Origin of the sequence: Paenibacillus sp. PastF-3 (assembly GCF_029893135.1) — a bacterium.
Classification (GTDB): domain Bacteria; phylum Bacillota; class Bacilli; order Paenibacillales; family Paenibacillaceae; genus Paenibacillus_AQ; species Paenibacillus_AQ nitricinens.
In genome coordinates, this window is record NZ_JARXWM010000019.1 from 78,084 (window position 1) to 96,394 (window position 18,311).

At 37.3% G+C, this 18,311-nt stretch carries 21 protein-coding genes; 20 read left to right on the forward strand and 1 reads right to left on the reverse strand.

Translation table 11 applies throughout. The features are described 5' to 3' along the window. The first annotated feature begins 7 nt into the window (after window positions 1–7). The 11 genes from M2444_RS27485 (at window position 8) to M2444_RS27535 (ending at window position 9,304) form a co-directional block, all read left to right on the forward strand. Window positions 8–736, forward strand: coding sequence for a metal-dependent hydrolase (locus tag M2444_RS27485; protein ID WP_280788562.1), 729 nt, complete (start codon window positions 8–10; stop codon window positions 734–736). Between the two features lie 409 nt (window positions 737–1,145). Further along, window positions 1,146–1,508 (forward strand): hypothetical protein, encoded by a 363-nt coding sequence (locus tag M2444_RS27490; protein WP_280788563.1) that lies wholly within the window; start codon window positions 1,146–1,148, stop codon window positions 1,506–1,508. A gap of 153 nt (window positions 1,509–1,661) precedes the next feature. Further along, window positions 1,662–2,432: a hypothetical protein gene (locus tag M2444_RS27495; protein ID WP_280788564.1), complete on the forward strand. Its 771-nt coding sequence runs from the start codon at window positions 1,662–1,664 to the stop codon at window positions 2,430–2,432. Between the two features lie 344 nt (window positions 2,433–2,776). Beyond that, on the forward strand, window positions 2,777–3,112 hold the full coding sequence (locus M2444_RS27500) for a hypothetical protein (protein ID WP_280788565.1): 336 nt from the start codon (window positions 2,777–2,779) through the stop codon (window positions 3,110–3,112). 15 nt (window positions 3,113–3,127) lie between these two features. Then, the gene (locus M2444_RS27505) at window positions 3,128–3,817 is read left to right on the forward strand and encodes a hypothetical protein (protein WP_280788566.1); all 690 of its coding nucleotides are present in this window, start codon (window positions 3,128–3,130) and stop codon (window positions 3,815–3,817) included. Further along, window positions 3,814–4,506, forward strand: coding sequence for a hypothetical protein (locus M2444_RS27510; RefSeq protein WP_280788567.1), 693 nt, complete (start codon window positions 3,814–3,816; stop codon window positions 4,504–4,506). Before M2444_RS27505 ends, M2444_RS27510 begins: the two co-directional genes overlap by 4 nt. 50 nt (window positions 4,507–4,556) lie before the next feature. Beyond that, complete coding sequence (locus M2444_RS27515) at window positions 4,557–5,192, forward strand: hypothetical protein (RefSeq protein ID WP_280788568.1); 636 nt, start codon at window positions 4,557–4,559, stop codon at window positions 5,190–5,192. Beyond that, window positions 5,149–5,880 carry a hypothetical protein gene (locus M2444_RS27520; RefSeq protein ID WP_280788569.1) on the forward strand — a complete coding sequence of 244 codons (732 nt, stop codon included), beginning with the start codon at window positions 5,149–5,151 and terminating at the stop codon, window positions 5,878–5,880. Before M2444_RS27515 ends, M2444_RS27520 begins: the two co-directional genes overlap by 44 nt. Then, on the forward strand, window positions 5,881–6,315 hold the full coding sequence (locus M2444_RS27525) for a ThiF family adenylyltransferase (protein ID WP_280788570.1): 435 nt from the start codon (window positions 5,881–5,883) through the stop codon (window positions 6,313–6,315). Between the two features lie 542 nt (window positions 6,316–6,857). Beyond that, window positions 6,858–8,756 carry a reverse transcriptase/maturase family protein gene (locus tag M2444_RS27530; protein ID WP_280788571.1) on the forward strand — a complete coding sequence of 633 codons (1,899 nt, stop codon included), beginning with the start codon at window positions 6,858–6,860 and terminating at the stop codon, window positions 8,754–8,756. A 122-nt stretch (window positions 8,757–8,878) separates the two neighbouring features. Then, entirely contained in the window at window positions 8,879–9,304 is a 426-nt protein-coding gene (locus M2444_RS27535; protein ID WP_280788572.1) for a hypothetical protein, read from the forward strand. A gap of 156 nt (window positions 9,305–9,460) precedes the next feature. On the opposite strand, the gene M2444_RS27540 is transcribed toward M2444_RS27535, so the two are convergent. Continuing rightward, complete coding sequence (locus M2444_RS27540; protein WP_280788573.1) at window positions 9,461–11,098, reverse strand: outer membrane protein assembly factor BamB family protein; 1,638 nt, start codon at window positions 11,096–11,098, stop codon at window positions 9,461–9,463. 486 nt (window positions 11,099–11,584) lie between these two features. Between M2444_RS27540 and M2444_RS27545 the strand changes: the two genes are divergently transcribed. The 9 genes from M2444_RS27545 (at window position 11,585) to M2444_RS27585 (ending at window position 18,196) form a co-directional block, all read left to right on the forward strand. Further along, a complete protein-coding gene (locus M2444_RS27545) occupies window positions 11,585–12,451 on the forward strand; it encodes a phosphoadenosine phosphosulfate reductase domain-containing protein (protein WP_280788574.1) in 867 nt (288 codons plus the stop codon). A 20-nt stretch (window positions 12,452–12,471) separates the two neighbouring features. Continuing rightward, entirely contained in the window at window positions 12,472–12,852 is a 381-nt protein-coding gene (locus M2444_RS27550) for a hypothetical protein (RefSeq protein WP_280788575.1), read from the forward strand. A gap of 123 nt (window positions 12,853–12,975) precedes the next feature. Next, on the forward strand, window positions 12,976–13,215 hold the full coding sequence (locus M2444_RS27555; RefSeq protein WP_280788576.1) for a type II toxin-antitoxin system HicB family antitoxin: 240 nt from the start codon (window positions 12,976–12,978) through the stop codon (window positions 13,213–13,215). A 169-nt stretch (window positions 13,216–13,384) separates the two neighbouring features. Next, complete coding sequence (locus tag M2444_RS27560; protein WP_280788577.1) at window positions 13,385–13,900, forward strand: hypothetical protein; 516 nt, start codon at window positions 13,385–13,387, stop codon at window positions 13,898–13,900. Between the two features lie 337 nt (window positions 13,901–14,237). Beyond that, the gene (locus M2444_RS27565) at window positions 14,238–14,438 is read left to right on the forward strand and encodes a hypothetical protein (protein ID WP_280788578.1); all 201 of its coding nucleotides are present in this window, start codon (window positions 14,238–14,240) and stop codon (window positions 14,436–14,438) included. Then, window positions 14,435–14,656 carry a hypothetical protein gene (locus M2444_RS27570; protein WP_280788579.1) on the forward strand — a complete coding sequence of 74 codons (222 nt, stop codon included), beginning with the start codon at window positions 14,435–14,437 and terminating at the stop codon, window positions 14,654–14,656. Before M2444_RS27565 ends, M2444_RS27570 begins: the two co-directional genes overlap by 4 nt. Then, the gene (locus M2444_RS27575) at window positions 14,649–14,957 is read left to right on the forward strand and encodes a helix-turn-helix domain-containing protein (RefSeq protein ID WP_280788580.1); all 309 of its coding nucleotides are present in this window, start codon (window positions 14,649–14,651) and stop codon (window positions 14,955–14,957) included. Before M2444_RS27570 ends, M2444_RS27575 begins: the two co-directional genes overlap by 8 nt. A 12-nt stretch (window positions 14,958–14,969) precedes the next feature. Then, entirely contained in the window at window positions 14,970–15,305 is a 336-nt protein-coding gene (locus tag M2444_RS27580; RefSeq protein WP_280788581.1) for a YolD-like family protein, read from the forward strand. Between the two features lie 506 nt (window positions 15,306–15,811). Then, window positions 15,812–18,196 (forward strand): CBM96 family carbohydrate-binding protein, encoded by a 2,385-nt coding sequence (locus tag M2444_RS27585; protein WP_280788582.1) that lies wholly within the window; start codon window positions 15,812–15,814, stop codon window positions 18,194–18,196. Window positions 18,197–18,311: the final 115 nt, after the last annotated feature.

An 18,311-nucleotide genomic window follows, 5' to 3' on the forward strand; every position in this document is an offset into this window, starting at 1 on the left:
GATTCATATGATGGGAAGAGCTCACTTAGCAATAAGTACCGGAGTTACTATTTCGATCTTAGGGTTAGCCGATTATAAAATAACAGTACCAGTAGTCGCTGTAACTGTGGTTAGTTCTCTTCTTCCGGATATCGATGAACCTAATTCACTTTTAGTATCAAGAGCACTCCCAACATCTTTACTTCGTCTTCTGCAGGGCGTACTTATCGCACTTGCTGCATTCGTTTATTTTTATGGAACTGAACTCGCACCATGGAACACAGTCATCGCCATTCTAGCTGCACTCGTATCTTTTATGCCAACCCGAACACTCCGGAACGTCATGATGATCCTGATTGGCGCTTGCCTGATCTTGTTTGGTCAGTCTTATATTCCGTGGAGCACTATCATCGGCTGCCTGCTCATTATCTGTGCTCTAGTGCCTCACCGTGGGATTACCCACTCTTTATACGGTGTACTTGGATGGACTGCACTTCTTTACTTTTCAACTTATACCTATGGACATGCGCTATGGATCGCCGGTGGCTTATCTTATCTAATTCATCTACTCGCTGATGCACTCACAAACCATGGAATTCGCCCATTACCACCGTTCGATTTCCGTCTGAAGCTACGCCTGATGAGTACTGGGACTATGAAAGGCACATTGATAGAAAACCTCTGTATCGGTCTCACGTTCGTTCTCGTATGGTTCGTATTCTTTCGCAGAGTAAACTTGGAGCATTTCATATTCTGATATCCATTATCCTCATCAATATGGAATACTACATGCTAGTGATATGTTTACTTTCAGAAGAAAATAATGTAATAGACTGAACAATAACGTACTAGCTAGGAGGATAGTTCCAATATGTGTTAAAATTGAGATATTAGGAGCTGTACATGCTTTAGTTTTCTTCTTATTTAAGGAGTTCTTGAAATTGGTTTAAGGGAAGGGAATCAACTGGGGCCGAATATCGCATCTTTTTTTAGACCATGAGTTAAATAGAATTGAATTTCAAATGTTATTATACTGAACTGAAGATTGTGGCTCAAGATTTAAAAAAATTGAAGGGCAATATGAAATGAAGCTAATTTTGTAATTATTGATTACATCATGGGGTTAATAAAAATCCAATTAAATGCTTCATAAGGTGGCTATAAAATTGAAGTTCGCAACAAAAACCAACGAATATTTAGAATTATATACTGTTCAACATTCAAATGTACTAGCTGAACTTATCAATAAAAAGAAGTATGTTGCTAAAAGCTATAATTCTAAAACCTTAAAACATAACTATATAAACATGGGTATATATATTTCAATAAAAAATAAAAATATCGTTAAAAAACCTATTTTTTGTTTCGTAGCAAATAAATCAGTAGAACAACAAATTCTAAAAGGAGATTTTTGCGGTTTCAACTTCAAAGAGGGGGACATTATTCTTCACTACAAGTTCCACTTAAGTATTGTACAGTCTATGAATTTAACTGGTTTGATTATTTTAATAAGTACAGCACTCTTTTAAAAAATATAATAAGGGAACCAGCAGCTATGAATACAGAAGGTCTGCATTGTTGCCTACCGTATATTAAATATGAGTGGCTTGTAAATTCAGAAAAATATATTAAAAGTCCAAGTTAAAATAATTGATAGATAGATAGAGAAAAGAGGACTGTTTGTGAAACTTAATTTAACTGCTACTACAGATAGGATATATTTTAGAAATGAAGAAAATGGTTTCATGGGATATACAACCTATGACGCAGATTTATTTAAGAAACTTAATACTGTCACCTGGAACGTTAATACCGATGCTTTAAAAGCAAAGAAAAAAACATATATTTTTACATACTCAAAAAAATTAAGGGCTAAAACATTACATCAAGTTGTAATGATTCATTGGTACGGACTGGATAATTTTGAAAAAGCTCGAGCTGAAAATTTTATTGTAGAACATCACGATAACAACGCCTTTAATTGTCTCATTGAAAATTTATCCTTTGCACCAAGCAATGTGAATTTAGCTAAAGCTCAAACATATGATAAAGAAAGAAAAATCGCTTTACCATTTGTTGCAATGAATATTTTCAAAGATTTTAAAACAAAGAAGTATCAGATAACATTAGGCTTTAACCAAGAATTTTTCATCTCTTTTACGGATGGAACGGATAAATCTCTAACCTCACTAAATTTACTTTATGAAGACGATTTTAGAATCGTGATTAACGATGCTTCAAATTTACTCTACAACTTAACGGAATATAAGAAATTCGTTTTAGATAAATTACAATCTATAGATTATTCATATACTGAATCAATCTACATTTTACCAGAAGCAGATGGTACTCTACCAGCAATGGTTGAGATTGATGGTAAATGGGCAATTGTACTAAGTGAAGAAACCAGACTTCATTCTGTTGCACCAGATTTGAAATTATACGAAAAGTAAAGTTCATTAATGAGTCTTGCTACATACAGTAATAAGGCTCTTTGTAATGAAAATAAAATAGTAGAGTTAAAAAATAAAGTTTGTGAAATGAGATGGTATTCCTATGTACAATAATGTTCTCCTATCTTTACACTATAGTTTCTTATGCTTATAATAAGTTTATTAAGATTTAATTGATTTTCTTCGTCGTTAATGATTCGATGAAAGAGTGAGAAGAGCAACAGAAGTGTTGCTTAAAAAAATGTAGGCTAAATCAGCCGTGGAGACTATAAGTATGCGATTTTTCGCATGCTTTTTTTGGTTTCCACGGCTTTTTTTGTGCCTAAAACAAGGGAGGATAAAAAATGGGAATTAGTATTGATCTCTATAGCTTCAGAAAGCATCTATCAGGCACATCTATAAATTCACCGAGATTTAAGCCTGGTGTATTTATAGCTATTGAAGCTGGGTTTGATGGAGAAAGCAATTCTGTGGACTGGAATGCTTTCACAGTAGAGGATGCAATGACCGCAATGCACGAAGCATATGGTTATTGCGACCAGGATTATATTGATTCAGAATCTCTGTTTAATCCAAACAAAGATAATGTAATCCATCAATATTTACATAATAGACAGGCTGTTAGGAGTTTAAAAAAAACCGAACCTATTAAGCAAACAGAAGATATCAATTTTTTTTAAAGGAGAGTGTAAAAAATGGAGAGTAGCTATCTTTATAGTGAGGACGTAATACAATTGCAATCCCAATTCGATTCAATGGTCATGCTAAAAATGACTCATGATGCAGGTATCGACATTTGTAGTGTTCCTATTAATTATCTTAGTAGTTATTACACTGATATCGATTCCCAGCTCACGGTCTTTAATGAGTGTATAACTCGAATTTTTGGCGGATATGAAATCGACGAAAAAAAGTACGAAGATTCTGGTGGTGAAAACATTACCCTAACGCTCCCATTCCCTCAGATGAAGGAACTGCTGTCGCTTCTATCTCCAGAAGAAGAATTAAAGATTGTACAAAACATTAATCACCTAATGCGTACCGACTCAGAGTATGGGGATCGAGAAATGACCGGTAGTTATTCATCCAATGGCTTGGTAATCGAGCTTTTAGGATACTCCGATGACAACCACAACTTTTTAAAGCAATTGTTAGAAATACGTTATGAAGTACAACAGCTCATAGATTCAAAAAAAAATACATTGGTGCAACGTCTTCGAAGTGTTCTCCTGCAGAAGATAGATAAGGAATTGCAGTCTTCGACAATCCAGACAGATGTGAGTAAGAATTCTCTCCAAGAGCAAGATATGGTTGTCTTGATTAGTTCGTCTGCAGAAGTAAATAAGAAGGCAAAAAATAATAGAGAGGCTGATGAGGTAGCATGAACTTATCCCTAGAGATAGAAGATAAAGGAAATGTACAACTTGTTAAGATATCTGATTTTAGTCTACCGTACGTCGAAGATTATCAAGATGGAATCAAAATAGGCGAAGGATATCATACCTTTGAAACGATAGCTAAAGCGTTAACGCACTCAGCTAAGGTAGGTGGCTTAGCTACACCGATCTTGCCACGTGGTACCTTGTATTATTCAGTAAATAATGACAATTCAAAGTGTACTTGCTTTCTAGAGGTAGCTCCTCATCGAAGATCGGTTTTTTTATACAGGGAAGAAATTGAGGAAGTTCCATTTCCTAGACTTATCTTTGGGTTCGAACTACTTCATCGCGAAGATGAATACGTTATCTCAAAGGTGTTTCTTGGCGCCACTGAAAGCTATGGTCTACTAAATGAAGATTCAGAGATCTATCAATTTCCTTATTCTAATGTAGATAATTTTGTTGTTTGCTGGGGGTCAACTGAGCGTCCTATTCTTAAGCGGTTATCACAGCTTTCAACGATCCCAGAACTATTTTTTAACTCTTCTAATACTGAGTGCTATTACTATAATGCAAATAATAGTAATCTGTCCTATAAAGAATTATTAGAAAAGTTAAAAGGGAAGGATTTCCCGGAAGAATATCTTAAAAATTCGGGAAAAACTTTGCTTAATTGGGTTAATGAATTTAGCTAGTTCAAGCAATGATTATAAAAATAAAATGATCGAATCTGGAGGATATAAAAATGACAACTAATAACGATAACTATGGTGGTTCAAGTCTCTTTGATTATTTTAGCGGTGGCTTCAGTAGCCCGGCTGAAACGAAATCAGAGGATTTAAATAAATCTACTGATAATAAAGAATGTGATAAAAATAGTTTCTCGAATATTCTGAATGGCAAGCATAACGCCTCAGATCCGAGTAAACAATCTGTAGCAGTCTCTTGCTCTAAGGATGGATGCGATGATGCTAATCTGGATGATAGCGAGAGAGAAGCCTTGTCTGATAATGAACAAGAAAATGAAGATGCAGCAGATGAAAATGAACTTGCTGGAAATTCACCATCTACTGCAATCAAGTCTGCTGTAGCCAAGTCCGAAGAGAAACCAGTGTTCACGAGTACAACATTTATCTGCTATGCCGGAATAAACCGTCCCATTACCAAATATATTGCGCTCGATAAATTATCAGTGACCACGTTGGATGATGTACGAAAAGCCTTACAGAAAGATCATCCAGAGTGTTCTAAAGGTAGAACAAAAATGGACTGGGATGCAAAACAAAACATTATCGTACCGATTATTATTAAGGGTTCGAAAGGAGCCTTTTTTATTGATGGCTCCCGCGGTTTTTTTTTCTACCGCAAAGGAGCTAGTTGAAAATAAAGAAATAGTCAATATCTTAGCAGCTCAGGATGGATTCTATGAAGTTCGTGAGAATCTAATTGGTATTTTTGTTGCCAGATCTAATATCGATGAACTTCAGAATTGGGAAGGGTTCCAGCAGCTCGTATCCCAGCTTCCTGAAAGAAATAGTTTAGATCAATGCCAAGAAGGCTTTAAGCTTTCCCTCCCGAAGATTCCTGAGCATTTAATGCTACAGCTACTCTCTTTCTTCTCGGATTATTCCGATTTAGAAGTCGAGGTAATGGGAGTTTTCTACTGGGATCGCATAAATAAAAAATATGTTGTGAATGTGCCTCATCAAAAAGTAAGTAAAGAATCAATTGATCCGAATTACACTGAATTTAGACCAGATCTCATGCGAGTTGCTGAAATACACTCCCACAATACGATGAGAGCTTATTTCAGTACTATTGATGACAATGATGAGGTTGGCACTATGTTATATGGTGTAATTGGCCGAATGATAAAGGGAGATGGCGTTATTCGTTTTGACATCAAGACGCGTGCTGGAGTTGCAGGTAAATTCCTCCCGCTTCTCTCGTCTGTCTGGATAGATGGTAACTACGATAACCAGGATGATTCGTGGAACCTAATTCCTTATACACCATATCCTCAAAAATGGAGAAATCGCGTTGTGATTACCTCTCAGGAGGTCGTTTAAATGATTCGATTATTCGATTTTCATGAAAAAGAGAAATCACAATATAATCTACCTTCAATTTCAAGAATGATGTATTATATCGTGATCGTTGGTAGCGGAGGGACTGGCGGATATGCAGTTCAGCGAATTACAAAAATAATGAGTGCTTTTAGTAATGTGAATTCCTTTTTGCTCATAGCAGATCCGGATTCAATTGAAGACAAAAATTTGCTTCGGCAACCATTTATCTCTTCAGATATTGGACTCAAAAAAGCCGATGTTTTATCTAAGAGATACGGTTCAACTTATGGACTTAAAATTGGGTCCTATACAAATTCATATATTGAATCAGTTGAATCTCTGGAGAAGTTGTTTACTCTCACGGATTATCGTCATGAGTATAACCAACATATTCAAAAAGTCTTGATTGGAGCAGTGGATAACGTGCGTCCGTAAAAGACATTTAGCTGAATGACAGGGAAGCCTGCCAAGAGTGTGGCCTCTTGCCACTCCATACCTTACCTCAAAGGGAAACCGCTTGGGGGACAATCGCATGGTAACAGAAGAAGTGGCAGAATTGAAACCACGTCGATTCTGAGTGCTTCTGGAGTGAGACGAAACTATATGGCTAAAGCTGAATTGCCTGAACCCAAGCTCTAGGAGGGAAGAACGCGCCCCCCTTCACGTCATCGTGGGAAAGAGTGAAGGTGAATTTTAGGTTATGTGGGTTCGTTATCCTCGCATACGTCAACCGTAGATTCAGCCGCCTACAATAAGCAGGTTACAAGAGCGAAATGGGAGCCTAAGTAGTTTCTTAAATATCAGCTAAGGGTTAAACGGAGAACACCTACGTTGGAACGCTCTGAATGAGCTATTAGACAATGGTCTATGAATATCCAATATGGTGTCGGAGCTCTCGTAGTAGTCTGAGGAACCTGAATTAACAGGGATTGCCGTAAATTCGGAAGCGTGAAAGACGCCCACACATTCATGGAGGCATGAGTGACACTACTGGTGCTGGCGAAGGAGAGCAGGATTACTTTTCTAAAACATACGAGAGGTTATGGTGGAATACCATGCAGAGACTTGATGTAGTTTTAGACATCCTACAAGAAAAGACTAAAGTGGAGAATTTTAAATTCACGAATCTGTATCGTATTCTTTACAATTCCGAGCTGTACTTAAGAGCCTACTCGAGAAAAGCTTCTAACCCAGGCAATATGACGCCTGGTTATGACGGAAAGACAATCGATGGGTATAGTCTCGATAGAATTAACAGAATGATCAAGTCTCTTGGGGACGAAAGCTTTCGTCCCACCCCCACCAGAAGGACGTATATCAAAAAGAAGAACGGTAAGATGCGTCCATTGGGCATTCCTTCAATGGATGACAAGATAGTTCAAGAAGCAGTCCGAGTGATTTTGGAATGCCTATATGAGCCGACCTTTTCTGAAGATTCTTTTGGTTATAGACCTGGTCGTAGCTGTCACACAGCAATCCTTAAGATAAGGGATAGATGTAAAAGTACTAAATGGTGGGTTGAGGGGGACATTGAAGGATTCTTTGATAATATCGACCATGATATTCTTATAAACATCCTTCGTAAAAAGATTAAGGACGAAAGATTCCTTAATCTGATCCGTAAGTTCCTTAGAGCTGGATACGTGGAAAACTGGGTGTATCATAAGACTTTCAGTGGCGCTCCGCAAGGTGGCATATTGAGCCCAATACTCTCCAATATATATTTAGGTGAACTAGATTTTTTTATGGAAAACCTTATTCAGAAATTCAATAAGGGAGATGCAAGGGGACACAGTAATGCCTGGGGTAGCGCCAACTTCCAAGTCAAAAAGTACCGCAAATACTACGCGGCATGCACTGATCGGAAGGAGAAAAAGACAATCTTAGGTAAGATAAGGAAATCTGAGCTGATTCAACGTAGTATGTCAAGCAAAGATGACATGGACGCGGGGTTTCGTAGGCTAAAGTATTTCCGGTATGCAGATGATTTTATTATCAGTGTAATCGGAAATAAAGAAGATGCGGCAGAACTAAAACAGAAAATCAAGCAGTTCCTTAAGGAAGAGTTGAAGTTGAATCTCAGCGAGGAGAAAACTTTCATCACTCACAATTCAAAGCCAATTAGATTTCTTGGGTACGAAATTGAAATCGCGAGATCAAATGCAGGTATTCCAACGAAGAGGGGCTTAGTAAAACAGCTCAACGGGAATGTAATACTACGCATGCCTCACGACAGAGTAAGAGAGTTTCTCTTGAAGAACGGATATATGTCAATTGGACAAGATGGTAGCTGGAGAGCCAGACATAACAAACCTCTAACTAATCTTGATGAACTTGAAATCATCAGATCGTACAATGCAACAATTAGAGGCTTTTATAACTACTACCAGCTTGCACATAACATATTCAATTTTCACCATCCGTACTTCATTATTCATCAAAGCTTTCAGAAGACGCTCGCCAATAAATATAGGACATCGGCAAGCGAGATACGCCGAAAGTATTCAATCGATGGCGCTCTTGCAGTTACATATAAGAACAGCAAAGGGAAGCTAAAGATCAACAAACTTTTTAATGGACCATTTAAGCGGTCCGAGAAGGCGTTCGTTGATGTAGACGTCGATCAAATACCTAATAAGCTTATCTACACTGGAAGAGGAAGCCTTATGGCAAGACTTGCTGCAGACACTTGTGAATGGTGTGGTACTTCTGGGGTAGAACTAGAGATGCACCATGTACGTAAACTCAAGGGTTTGAAGGGTAAGGAGCTATGGGAAAGAGTAATGATAGCGAGACAACGAAAAACTATAGCGCTATGTAGGAACTGTCACGTGGATTTACACAAAGGTACACTTAGGCAATATGTAGGATGTTAGTTATCTGGAGAGCCGGATGAGGTGAAAGCTTCAAGTCCGGTTCCGAGGGGAGCCTTGAGAAACCGGTATGCGTAAACATATTTGGCGCTTGGGGCTTACCCTACGACTATTCACGAAACATCATGAATGAATACTTCAATAAAACCGATGATTTGATTTACATCGATGCCGGTATTGAAGGAGTGTTTATTCCTGAAGATAAGACGGAGGAAGAGTGGACTCCGGAAGAAGTCTTAGACAATTTGGAAAGTGGGTATTCAGGTCAAGTCGTTGTAGGTCTTAAGAAAGCAGGAGAGGTCATTTTGCCAGCTCTTAATTCGGTATATCCTATCGATGCGAAGGATGCTATTCCACCTTCTCACAACTGTGGACTAGAGCCATATCAACCGCAGCGAATGATCGCAAATGAAATGGCCGCTTTTCAAATCTCTGCTGTCCTTAACGAGTTATTTAGTACTAATAGTGTTGTCGTACATTTTAATAATTTTGACGCTCGTTTTGGCAGTTGCCGTCCAATCTATGCAGATGAAGTTTACCCAGTAAAGTAATCCAAGTCGGAAGTATTTTAAAATATAAAGAGTTAATAACAATAATCCCCGTTGATTGCATATCTTTGGGGATTTACTTTTATTCTAGAGACGTTTTTTCTTCAACAAGACAAAAAAAAGAGACTCCTTGAAAGAAGTCTCTTTTGGTTACGGCAATTATCCATCGAAACCTTTAGAAAATTCGTAACTATTAATAACAGCATCTATTATTTCTTTGTTTTCATTGTAGTACTTAGTTGATACTTTGAATCCTAATAAGTACTCAATACTATTATCTAGAATATATCTAAGATCCAATTCTGTAATTTCTTCACCTAAAGTGATAAGAAGATAAGCCTCTTCATTATTTTTCAACTTGATCTTATCGTAGTTAGTAAGATCTTTAGCAAATTCCTCCATATAAAAACCTGCATATGCACTCAGAGATACTTCTTTTCCTTTAGTAATTTCAATGCTAGACATATCTCCGGATAATACACCCAGGTTCCAATTTTTAGGGTATTTAAAAATATAACCAAATCTTTCATTTCTATAGGTTTCCCAGTTCTTGAAATCCACTTCATTATTTGGCTCAATGGTTTCTGGTGTTTCTATTGGATTTGGTTGCTCAATTGTTTGTGCGGTTGAATTACTAGATGCAACAATATCTGACACGCTTGGTTCAGGTATTGTTTTCTCTTCGATTTTCCTCCAATTGCTCACTTTATGATTATTCAAATCGTACTTCCAAATCGCTTGACCATTTTTAATATCAGCAGCATAAAAAAATCCATCAAAACAACCGAAATAAATTTGCCCATCAGAAATAACAGGTTTTGAGCCAACAGTATCATTTGATTTATACTTCCATATTTCAGATCCATCAATTGCACTTATGGCAAACAGGTAATTTCCACTACCGAAATAAAGAATTTCTTCCTCGATTGTCGCTGGTGCACTTAGTCCTTTGGCGTTAAATCTCCATTTTACGGTTCCATATGCATCATCTATAGCAATGATATAGTCTCCATCCCCTAAAAAGACATCTCCCTTAGATGCGCTAATATAATAATCTCCGTTCGAAATTTCAGTTTCGTATTTCCAATTCAGCTGATGAGTTTTGATATCAACAGCATAGATAAAGCCACCTGTTCCAAAAACAACATTATTTTGAGTTACTACTAGAGGATTTTGTATAACTCCAAAAGCTTTATTTTCTTCTTCGTTGATTTTGTATTCCCAATATTCGTTTGAATTAATATTGTAACCATAGATATAACTAAATCCACCAATATATAAAACATCATCAACTAAAGTTGGTTGTGATGCTGTTTCTGCCACCGTCTCATACTCCCAATTTGTTTTACCCGTAGTGATATCTATATTTTTAATCATCTCTTTATTTGTACCTTGATTTATCCCTGAATAATAAAGCGATCCATCACTTGCGATATATGGATATGAAGGATTATCTTTTAGTTTCCATTTTTCCTTACCACTTATCGCATCTACGCCAATAAGGGAGGCTTCATCTCTGTAGGCAACGATACCATTATTAGTTACTGTTGTAGTATTAACCAAATTTGCTACAGCTTTTTTTTCCCATTTCAGAGCTCCATTTTTTTTATCAAGTGCATAAAAGCTCCCCGTCCCAGCTCCAAAGTAAACGTTATTTTCATCTAATGACGGGTAAATAGGAAAATACACATTCTCTTTTTGAATTTCTTTATCTGGTATTTGAACATCACTTTCTTTCATACACCCTGTTAGAATTGTTACTAATGAGATGATTACAAATAATTGAATTTTACGCATGACGCTCCCCCGATTTCTTCTTACACTCGATAGATATAACATCACCTGAATATATCAAAATTAATTATTATATTATAATGTAAAGAATTAATAAATATGTCACAAAATCAGTGCTCAAAATAACACCTTTAGCGCGTTATTTCCAGAACTTGTAGGCAAAATATATATGGTTATTAACATTTGGAAAGCTTGAGTTTATAAGTCAATTTACAGGTCCCTGTCGGTGAAGACGCTCAGTTCTAGTCTATCAATCATTTCTTTGTTATAAATTGCAGTTTATTGACGAATATCTGTAAATGTGGTAAATATAATATATTATGATTCATCGAATTTTCTCTTGTCGTTAGTGATTCGACAGAGTTGGAGTTGTACTGGAACACGACCAGTTCATAAATATTAGGGCTTATTTTGCCATGGAGACGATAGACACCTGTTTGGTGTCTTTTTGCGTTCCATGGTTTTTTTGTGCCTATAGGAGGAGATAAAGTGGATCCGGTAGATATTAGTCGTACAGCTGAGCAGTATGTACTTACTGAGTTGCCTTCAGAGATGCTCCCGCTTCATGAATATGATGAAGTTCATGTCAATGTATCGGGTGGGGTAGATAGTGTCGCAACGGCGCTTGTAGCCCTTCACGGGTATCATATTCCAAAAGAAAAAATCAAGCTTGTCCATATGCGTGTCGATGGAGATCCAGAAGATACGACTAAAAGACAATTGTTTGATTGGCCGCAGACCGATGGATACCTTCAGTACTTAAGCGAAAAACTTGATCTGCCCTTAATCGTTATATGGGGTGATTTAAGTTTAGAAGAGAGAATTCGGGACCGTAAAATGTTTCCGGACTCCAGCTGCCGTTTCTGCACTTCGTATATGAAAAGAGATGTTTATGCGAAGTGGGTTCGTCAATTCGATAATTGCAAGATCCTGTTATTGACTGGTGAACGATCTGAAGAATCTAAGGAACGATCTAAGAAACCTGTTTTCATGCTTCATTCGGCACATGCGACGAACAAAAAGAATCGCACCGTTCATTGGTTGAAACCCATTAAAGATATGCTTAAACACCAGGTGCGCCAATTAGCCGCGGATTATGGAATCGAACTACATCCCTGCTATGAGTGGGTAAGCCGCTGTTCCTGTAAATTTTGCATCTTTAATACAGCTTCGGAAATGCAGCGTACCTCACGACTATTCCCTGAGGATTGGGAGTACTTAAAGCAGATGGAGGTTGACTTAGGTCACACTTTAAAAAGCCGTAATGGAGGTTCACTTTCTCTTAGCGATTTCATCCAAGAAGACCAGCTTTCTTTACACAGCATAATGTGGAGCGCGGAACTAGCATATATATAGCCAAACGGGAGGAATTTTACATGAGTAGATCGATATTTATAGAAAAACCTGTTCAACAAATACACCCTTCATTGATTAATCGCATGAAAAGAATCCTAGAAGAGGTTGTTATACATTCTAAGTTCCACTGCGACTTTTATAAAAAAGACTTGAAAGCAATGGAGCAATGCTCCAAATTCGCTTGGTTTGTATATGATTGTGGAACACATTTCATTCCATTAACTAAGGATGCCATTTACTCTTTTGAAAATGAATGGATCGGTAACATCGATGATTTAAAACCGAACAATCTAGCGAAGAGTACGGATCGCCTATACGTTTGTAATACGAGAACAGGTAATATGACCCGTATCCATAGTTATAAAAACGGAAATCTATTAAGCAAATTAAGCCCTAGTTAATAATATTTCGGGCTCCTAAAGAGAGATAGAAGGGAAACTCACTTCTATTTTTCAATTAGGTGGCCTGACAAGGTGTTAGCCGCCCCATTAAACACTACTAATTTTCTGAAAGGAATGATGATAATGACAGCACTTAAATTACAGATCTTATTTGAAGAGGATAAAGCAGAGGGGAATGTATCAGCGTATATTCCAGTATTTCGCCTTGGTGTTTTAGGAGATACTTTAGAAGAAGCGCGAGCTAATGCTATAGATTTAGTACAAGCCGAGCTTGAAATTGCTAAACAACAGGGTAGAGCCATCCCTAAAGACACTGCTATCATCGAGACCATTTGCTTCGATGATGTTGTTACTCAAAAATAGAGTCTTCGATCCGCAGGCAGTTTAATTGAAAATTTTATTTGAATTTATTGATTACCAATGATATCTTTAACTCAAACATAATAATTACCATTTCAAGAGGAAACACCTCTCACAGTAACCACTGGGAGAAGTGTTTCCTCTTTTCATTTTATTTAGGGGGAATCGATTAATGAAGCAGCAATCATTAACATGCACTCATTTAGAAATTCGTGAACAAACCACACATTATTTGCAGTCCATTAATAGGTTGGTTTTAGGACAGCATGCTCAAGAAGTATCCATCATGTTACCGAAATATGGTGGTATTAAAGCACGCTTTGCAGCGTTCGGGCTATTTACAAGTACCGGTGAAAAGTACATTTTGTCAGTAGAAAATCTGATCACAGCAAAAGGCACACTTATGGCATTTGAAGGTGAATGGGATAGTGATGTAGCAATTAAAGCTTCGTACCCATCTATTACTGCATGCTTCCCTGGCTTATCTCAAAGTACTTATCGCGGTTTATTAGTTGAGTTGCTTGCAATCATGTATAGAGTCCTCACTATATTTGACTCCCAGGATACCGATGATAACTCTGCAGCTGGAATTAACGGTCGCATGACTGTAGATTGTTATGAAGTTCTTACAGATGTAGAGTGGATCGAGGATATGATGCATGAATATGATAGAGAATCGATTACATAAAACACTCCTGCAGCCGTAACATTAATATGTATGAAAAAGAACACTCGAGTCAATAAATAGCACTTACACCGCTTCAAACTCAAGTCATTATAATCACCCTGCACAACATGCCTGGGTGGTTGTTTAAGGAATTCGACGATTAACTCAAACGACAAGCAACAATAGATATTGGAGCGGCTTAGGATCGCTCCAGATTGGTTATCTACACCATTAGTATGGTCTGCAGCTACATGCTCACATAGCTTGAATGAAAGTAGTTAATTATTTCAAAACGTTGATAAACAAACATGTGTTCGTGTATAATGAAAACAAACGTTCCTATTCGGAGGCGCTCTTTATGCAAATACAGACTGGCCAGAGAATTGAAATCGTGTATCAGGATAAAAGCGGGAAGATTACACAACGAATAATAGATGTGGACGGTATTCGTAACGGCAGAATACGCGCTACTTGTTTGAGGAACGGAGCGCCAAGAGTGTTTTTAAACGATAATATCCTTGCTTGGCAACCGGTTAAAAAAAGAGGAGAAATAGCATGAGTAAATTTATCAAAAGAAATGTGAGTTCTACTTCAGCCCTTACAGTATTTAGTGAGCTGCTAAAATACCCATGGATTATCCGAAAAATATCAGCGGATAAAAAGTTCCTTGGGCACATCATAGCCATCTACAGATTTGATATAGGTTTGGAACACAGAGAATCTTATGAACGTAAAGATAACGCGTTAAGCGCCTTAAGGATGCTTTGGCATGCTTAGCGACACAGCACGTAAGCTAATTATGATAATGAAACATTCTTCGGTTTATCATTCTCATATGCCAACCCTCAAAGAACTAGAGATCAAAAGCGGGCGCACTCCCGATAAAATTTATAAGGCATTTAAAGAACTAGTTGATAAAGATTATATCGAATGGGAGCCCCACGCTGCCTTAGAGAGGGCTGTAATCATTAAAGGTTGGGAAACTCCTGACATAAGACTTAAAACCTCCCAGACAGACGTACACGAGATAGGGTGGGGCGTGGATGGAGGTAATATCGAATACTGGACAAAATATTAGGAGGATGAAATAGTGAGAAAAAAGCTAGAAGGGAATGGACTTTGGGAGAGTAGTCGAATGATTATGCCGGAACACGAACGACGTATAATTGCAGATCAGCGTAATCAAGAGATTCGCTACAAACCCGAGCTTGATCCACAAGCATGGGATGAAATCAATGAAGTGGTGGCTAAGTCAATTGAGGATCATAGTGCAATCACATTAACTATGTTCGACCCTAATGAGAATATAGTTATCGAAGGAATTGCTACGAGGATCGATAAACAATTGAATCAAATCAAAATGAGATGGCCAAACGATGACTATGATTGGATCAAAATAGATGATATTATTAGTGCTAATGTATAGTAGATATAGTATTAATGAAAATGAATGATTCTGATACCTATAACTTGATTATCTAATAATATTTTCGAAAGATAATAGTATAACAATGTATATTTTAATAGATGAATGCTTATATTATTATATGAATAGGGATAAAACTGCTAGAAAGAAACCTGTGCTCTTTATGAGTGCAGGTTTTTTTCTGAACCTATGGAGACCATGCTAGCCAATTTACATAGCTTGAAAGTGGAAACAAGAAGGTCCACCTGTTTCGTATCATATTTACGTTCTATCTATTCCTGAAAAACCATACCGTGATTATTTTTTTGCTTTTGTTTGCGAAAAAATCATTATTTTTTTTGATTATTATACAAATTACGACAAAAAGATCTAAATACATATATTTACTTTAATTACCTTTATCAGTATAATTCATTTGAATGCCGAGCGAGAGCTTTTTAGTTCCGTGCAAACCTTTGCGCAAATTTGAATGTGTACTTAAATTACATTGAAGAGGTGGAGTTTCGGTGGAAAAGAAAAAATTAAAAAAGATTAGCCGATTTATTTTTTTAACCTTTTTTTTCTGTACAACGACAATAAATTCTGATACCTACGGTTTGGCGAAGGAAGCGAACAATATTGTAAGCGGAACCAAAATGTTCGATGAAATGAAAACGCCTTCCGATAATTTGAATCTAACAAAGCAGAGTGTACGACAATCAGGAACAGAACTCCTAGAGGAGCGTACGCTGTTTTCTAAGCGATTTCTGCAAAGTGATGGAAAAATAAGAGAGGATTTCTCACTAGTTCCCGTTCATTATTTGGATGAGACAGGAAAGTACCAAGATATTAATACAAAGCTTACGAAAAATTCTGAAGTAAATGCTATCCCAGAGACAGTTTCCAAAGATACACATTTGAAAAAGCTCGAACTCGCAAATTCTAAAAACTATAGCTCAAACACGAAAAAAAACAGATCTTTGAATGCATCTTCATTCACTGCATTTCAAGTTCCGTTTAGCGTAGATATTCCCAATGATATTTCAATGGGATATACCATAGGGAAGGATAAAGAAAGTATTACAATTACACCGCTGGGGGGAACGTCTTCTTTGGGTGCATTAGATAAAGAGAGCGCTATTGTGTACAAGGATGTATGGCAAGACAGCGATATTGAACTGGTGGTTACAAACATAGGCATTAAGGAGAATATTATTCTTCATTCCAAAGAAGCCCCCGACACCTTTAAATTCCAAATCCAGCAAAGCAGCAGCAACTTGAAAAACTTGATTATGATGCCTTCTTACCTATATGACAGCAACAAAACCTACCGAGAAATTGAAACAAAAATGAAAGATAATGAACTGACAATCTCTTATGATGATACCGGATTGGTCTACCCGATTACCATAGACCCCACCACAACAATTTTGCCTGTGAGGGCACAATATGTCGATCCTAATAACGCCAATCAATCCTATACTTGGGAACCGGTCATGAAAGTCGGTATTGTCAGTCAATATTATCAATATTATTCGTATCTCAAGTTCGATTTGACTGATTCTATTCGAAAAGCTCAAATAAATTCAGCCAGCCTGCAATTGTTCGCGCCCAGTATAACTGCTGGTACTAGCACTGTTACTACGTATGCGTTAAATCAAACTTTGCCCGATATTGGTGTGACCTATAATTCTCGTCCCGTTTTCAATAATTCAATCAAGGGTAGTTCAGTCAATATTACAACCGCAAATCAGTTCTATACCTTTGATGTGACTTCCATCGTTAAGAACGATTTGTTGACCAAGAGCACTGTATCGATGGGGTTGAGCGGTTCAGGAAGGATGGAGTTTACAACTCCTTGGTCGGGCGATCCTAATAAATTTCCCAAGCTCAGCATTGTTTATAATGGAATAGCTAGTCCGATTGTATCTGAAGCTAAAGCGACTATGGTGGATGAGAATTCAGTTAGATTGAACTGGACAGTAAATGAAGTCAATGGATTAACGCAGACCCAATTCGAAGCCGTTAAATTCACTTATTCAAAGAAATCACTTACATATTTTCAAGCCAGTAAAGTAACTGGATTTTCGTCCAAATATGTCGATTTCAATAAGCTGAGCAGTGGAGGGTATTATTTTGCAGTCAGATCTTATAATGGTTCCGCATGGAGCGAATGGACTTATAGCAATTACGTCGAAATTGATAACAAGAATAAGTATGATGCATCTAATCGTTTAAAATCGATGGAATATCCGGATGGGTCAATTGTCGAGTTTACCTATGATAATAATGGAAATATGCTCAAGAAGATCCCCATATTTAATACAACAAATTTGAGTAAATCGATAGCAGACGGTAATCCAATTGAGTGGACTTACAACAAATATACATTTATTTATGACAATCCCAATGATTTTATAAATACCGAGCTAGATACTCAAGAGCCGGAGCGGGATATTCGGGGCGTGTATTACAATACTGACAGTACTTACCTGTATGTGATGATTGAGCTTGGCGGAACCAAAGAGTATGAATTGCTAAATCCACATGGCTATGATAACGATAACTATTTTATCTATCTGTCCTCGCCGAAGGTAGGAAGCGGTTTCACGAGAAATAACACCCCTTTACCAAGAGAAGTATCCTTTGAGATCGGCAGTTGGCACAATGATGATGTTACTATACATTCCTATGATCCAAAAACGAAATTATGGAAGTGGGATTGGAGTGGTGACTATTCCAACGATGGCTATCAATCTGTCAAGGTTATGAAAGAGAACCCAGCAAGGAATGTGTATACCAGTGCAATATTAGAGCTGCGTATTCCTTTGAAAAATCTTCCGGAAGTTGATCTCAGCAGTATGATTGTTGTTGCCGGAAGTGACAAATATGATATGGACATCGCTTATTAATAAATAAAAATTCGCATAGTCAAAATGATTTTACTTTTTTAAAGAATATCACTGTTTTTGGAGGCGGATTTACGGTGGTTTTACATAAACATTCGTATTGTGCCCTTCCCTACTT

Excerpts from the sequence above, each read along its gene's own strand:
- M2444_RS27485 (WP_280788562.1), top strand. The coding sequence starts at position 8 with ATGATGGGAAGAGCTCACTTAGCAATAAGTACCGGAGTTACTATTTCG.
- M2444_RS27500 (WP_280788565.1), top strand. The coding sequence starts at position 2,777 with ATGGGAATTAGTATTGATCTCTATAGCTTCAGAAAGCATCTATCAGGC.
- M2444_RS27505 (WP_280788566.1), top strand. The coding sequence starts at position 3,128 with ATGGAGAGTAGCTATCTTTATAGTGAGGACGTAATACAATTGCAATCC.
- M2444_RS27510 (WP_280788567.1), top strand. The coding sequence starts at position 3,814 with ATGAACTTATCCCTAGAGATAGAAGATAAAGGAAATGTACAACTTGTT.
- M2444_RS27515 (WP_280788568.1), top strand. The coding sequence starts at position 4,557 with ATGACAACTAATAACGATAACTATGGTGGTTCAAGTCTCTTTGATTAT.
- M2444_RS27520 (WP_280788569.1), top strand. The coding sequence starts at position 5,149 with ATGGCTCCCGCGGTTTTTTTTTCTACCGCAAAGGAGCTAGTTGAAAAT.
- M2444_RS27525 (WP_280788570.1), top strand. The coding sequence starts at position 5,881 with ATGATTCGATTATTCGATTTTCATGAAAAAGAGAAATCACAATATAAT.
- M2444_RS27530 (WP_280788571.1), top strand. The coding sequence starts at position 6,858 with ATGAGTGACACTACTGGTGCTGGCGAAGGAGAGCAGGATTACTTTTCT.
- M2444_RS27535 (WP_280788572.1), top strand. The coding sequence starts at position 8,879 with ATGAATGAATACTTCAATAAAACCGATGATTTGATTTACATCGATGCC.
- M2444_RS27540 (WP_280788573.1), bottom strand. The coding sequence starts at position 11,098 with ATGCGTAAAATTCAATTATTTGTAATCATCTCATTAGTAACAATTCTA.
- M2444_RS27550 (WP_280788575.1), top strand. The coding sequence starts at position 12,472 with ATGAGTAGATCGATATTTATAGAAAAACCTGTTCAACAAATACACCCT.
- M2444_RS27555 (WP_280788576.1), top strand. The coding sequence starts at position 12,976 with ATGACAGCACTTAAATTACAGATCTTATTTGAAGAGGATAAAGCAGAG.
- M2444_RS27560 (WP_280788577.1), top strand. The coding sequence starts at position 13,385 with ATGAAGCAGCAATCATTAACATGCACTCATTTAGAAATTCGTGAACAA.
- M2444_RS27565 (WP_280788578.1), top strand. The coding sequence starts at position 14,238 with ATGCAAATACAGACTGGCCAGAGAATTGAAATCGTGTATCAGGATAAA.
- M2444_RS27570 (WP_280788579.1), top strand. The coding sequence starts at position 14,435 with ATGAGTAAATTTATCAAAAGAAATGTGAGTTCTACTTCAGCCCTTACA.
- M2444_RS27575 (WP_280788580.1), top strand. The coding sequence starts at position 14,649 with ATGCTTAGCGACACAGCACGTAAGCTAATTATGATAATGAAACATTCT.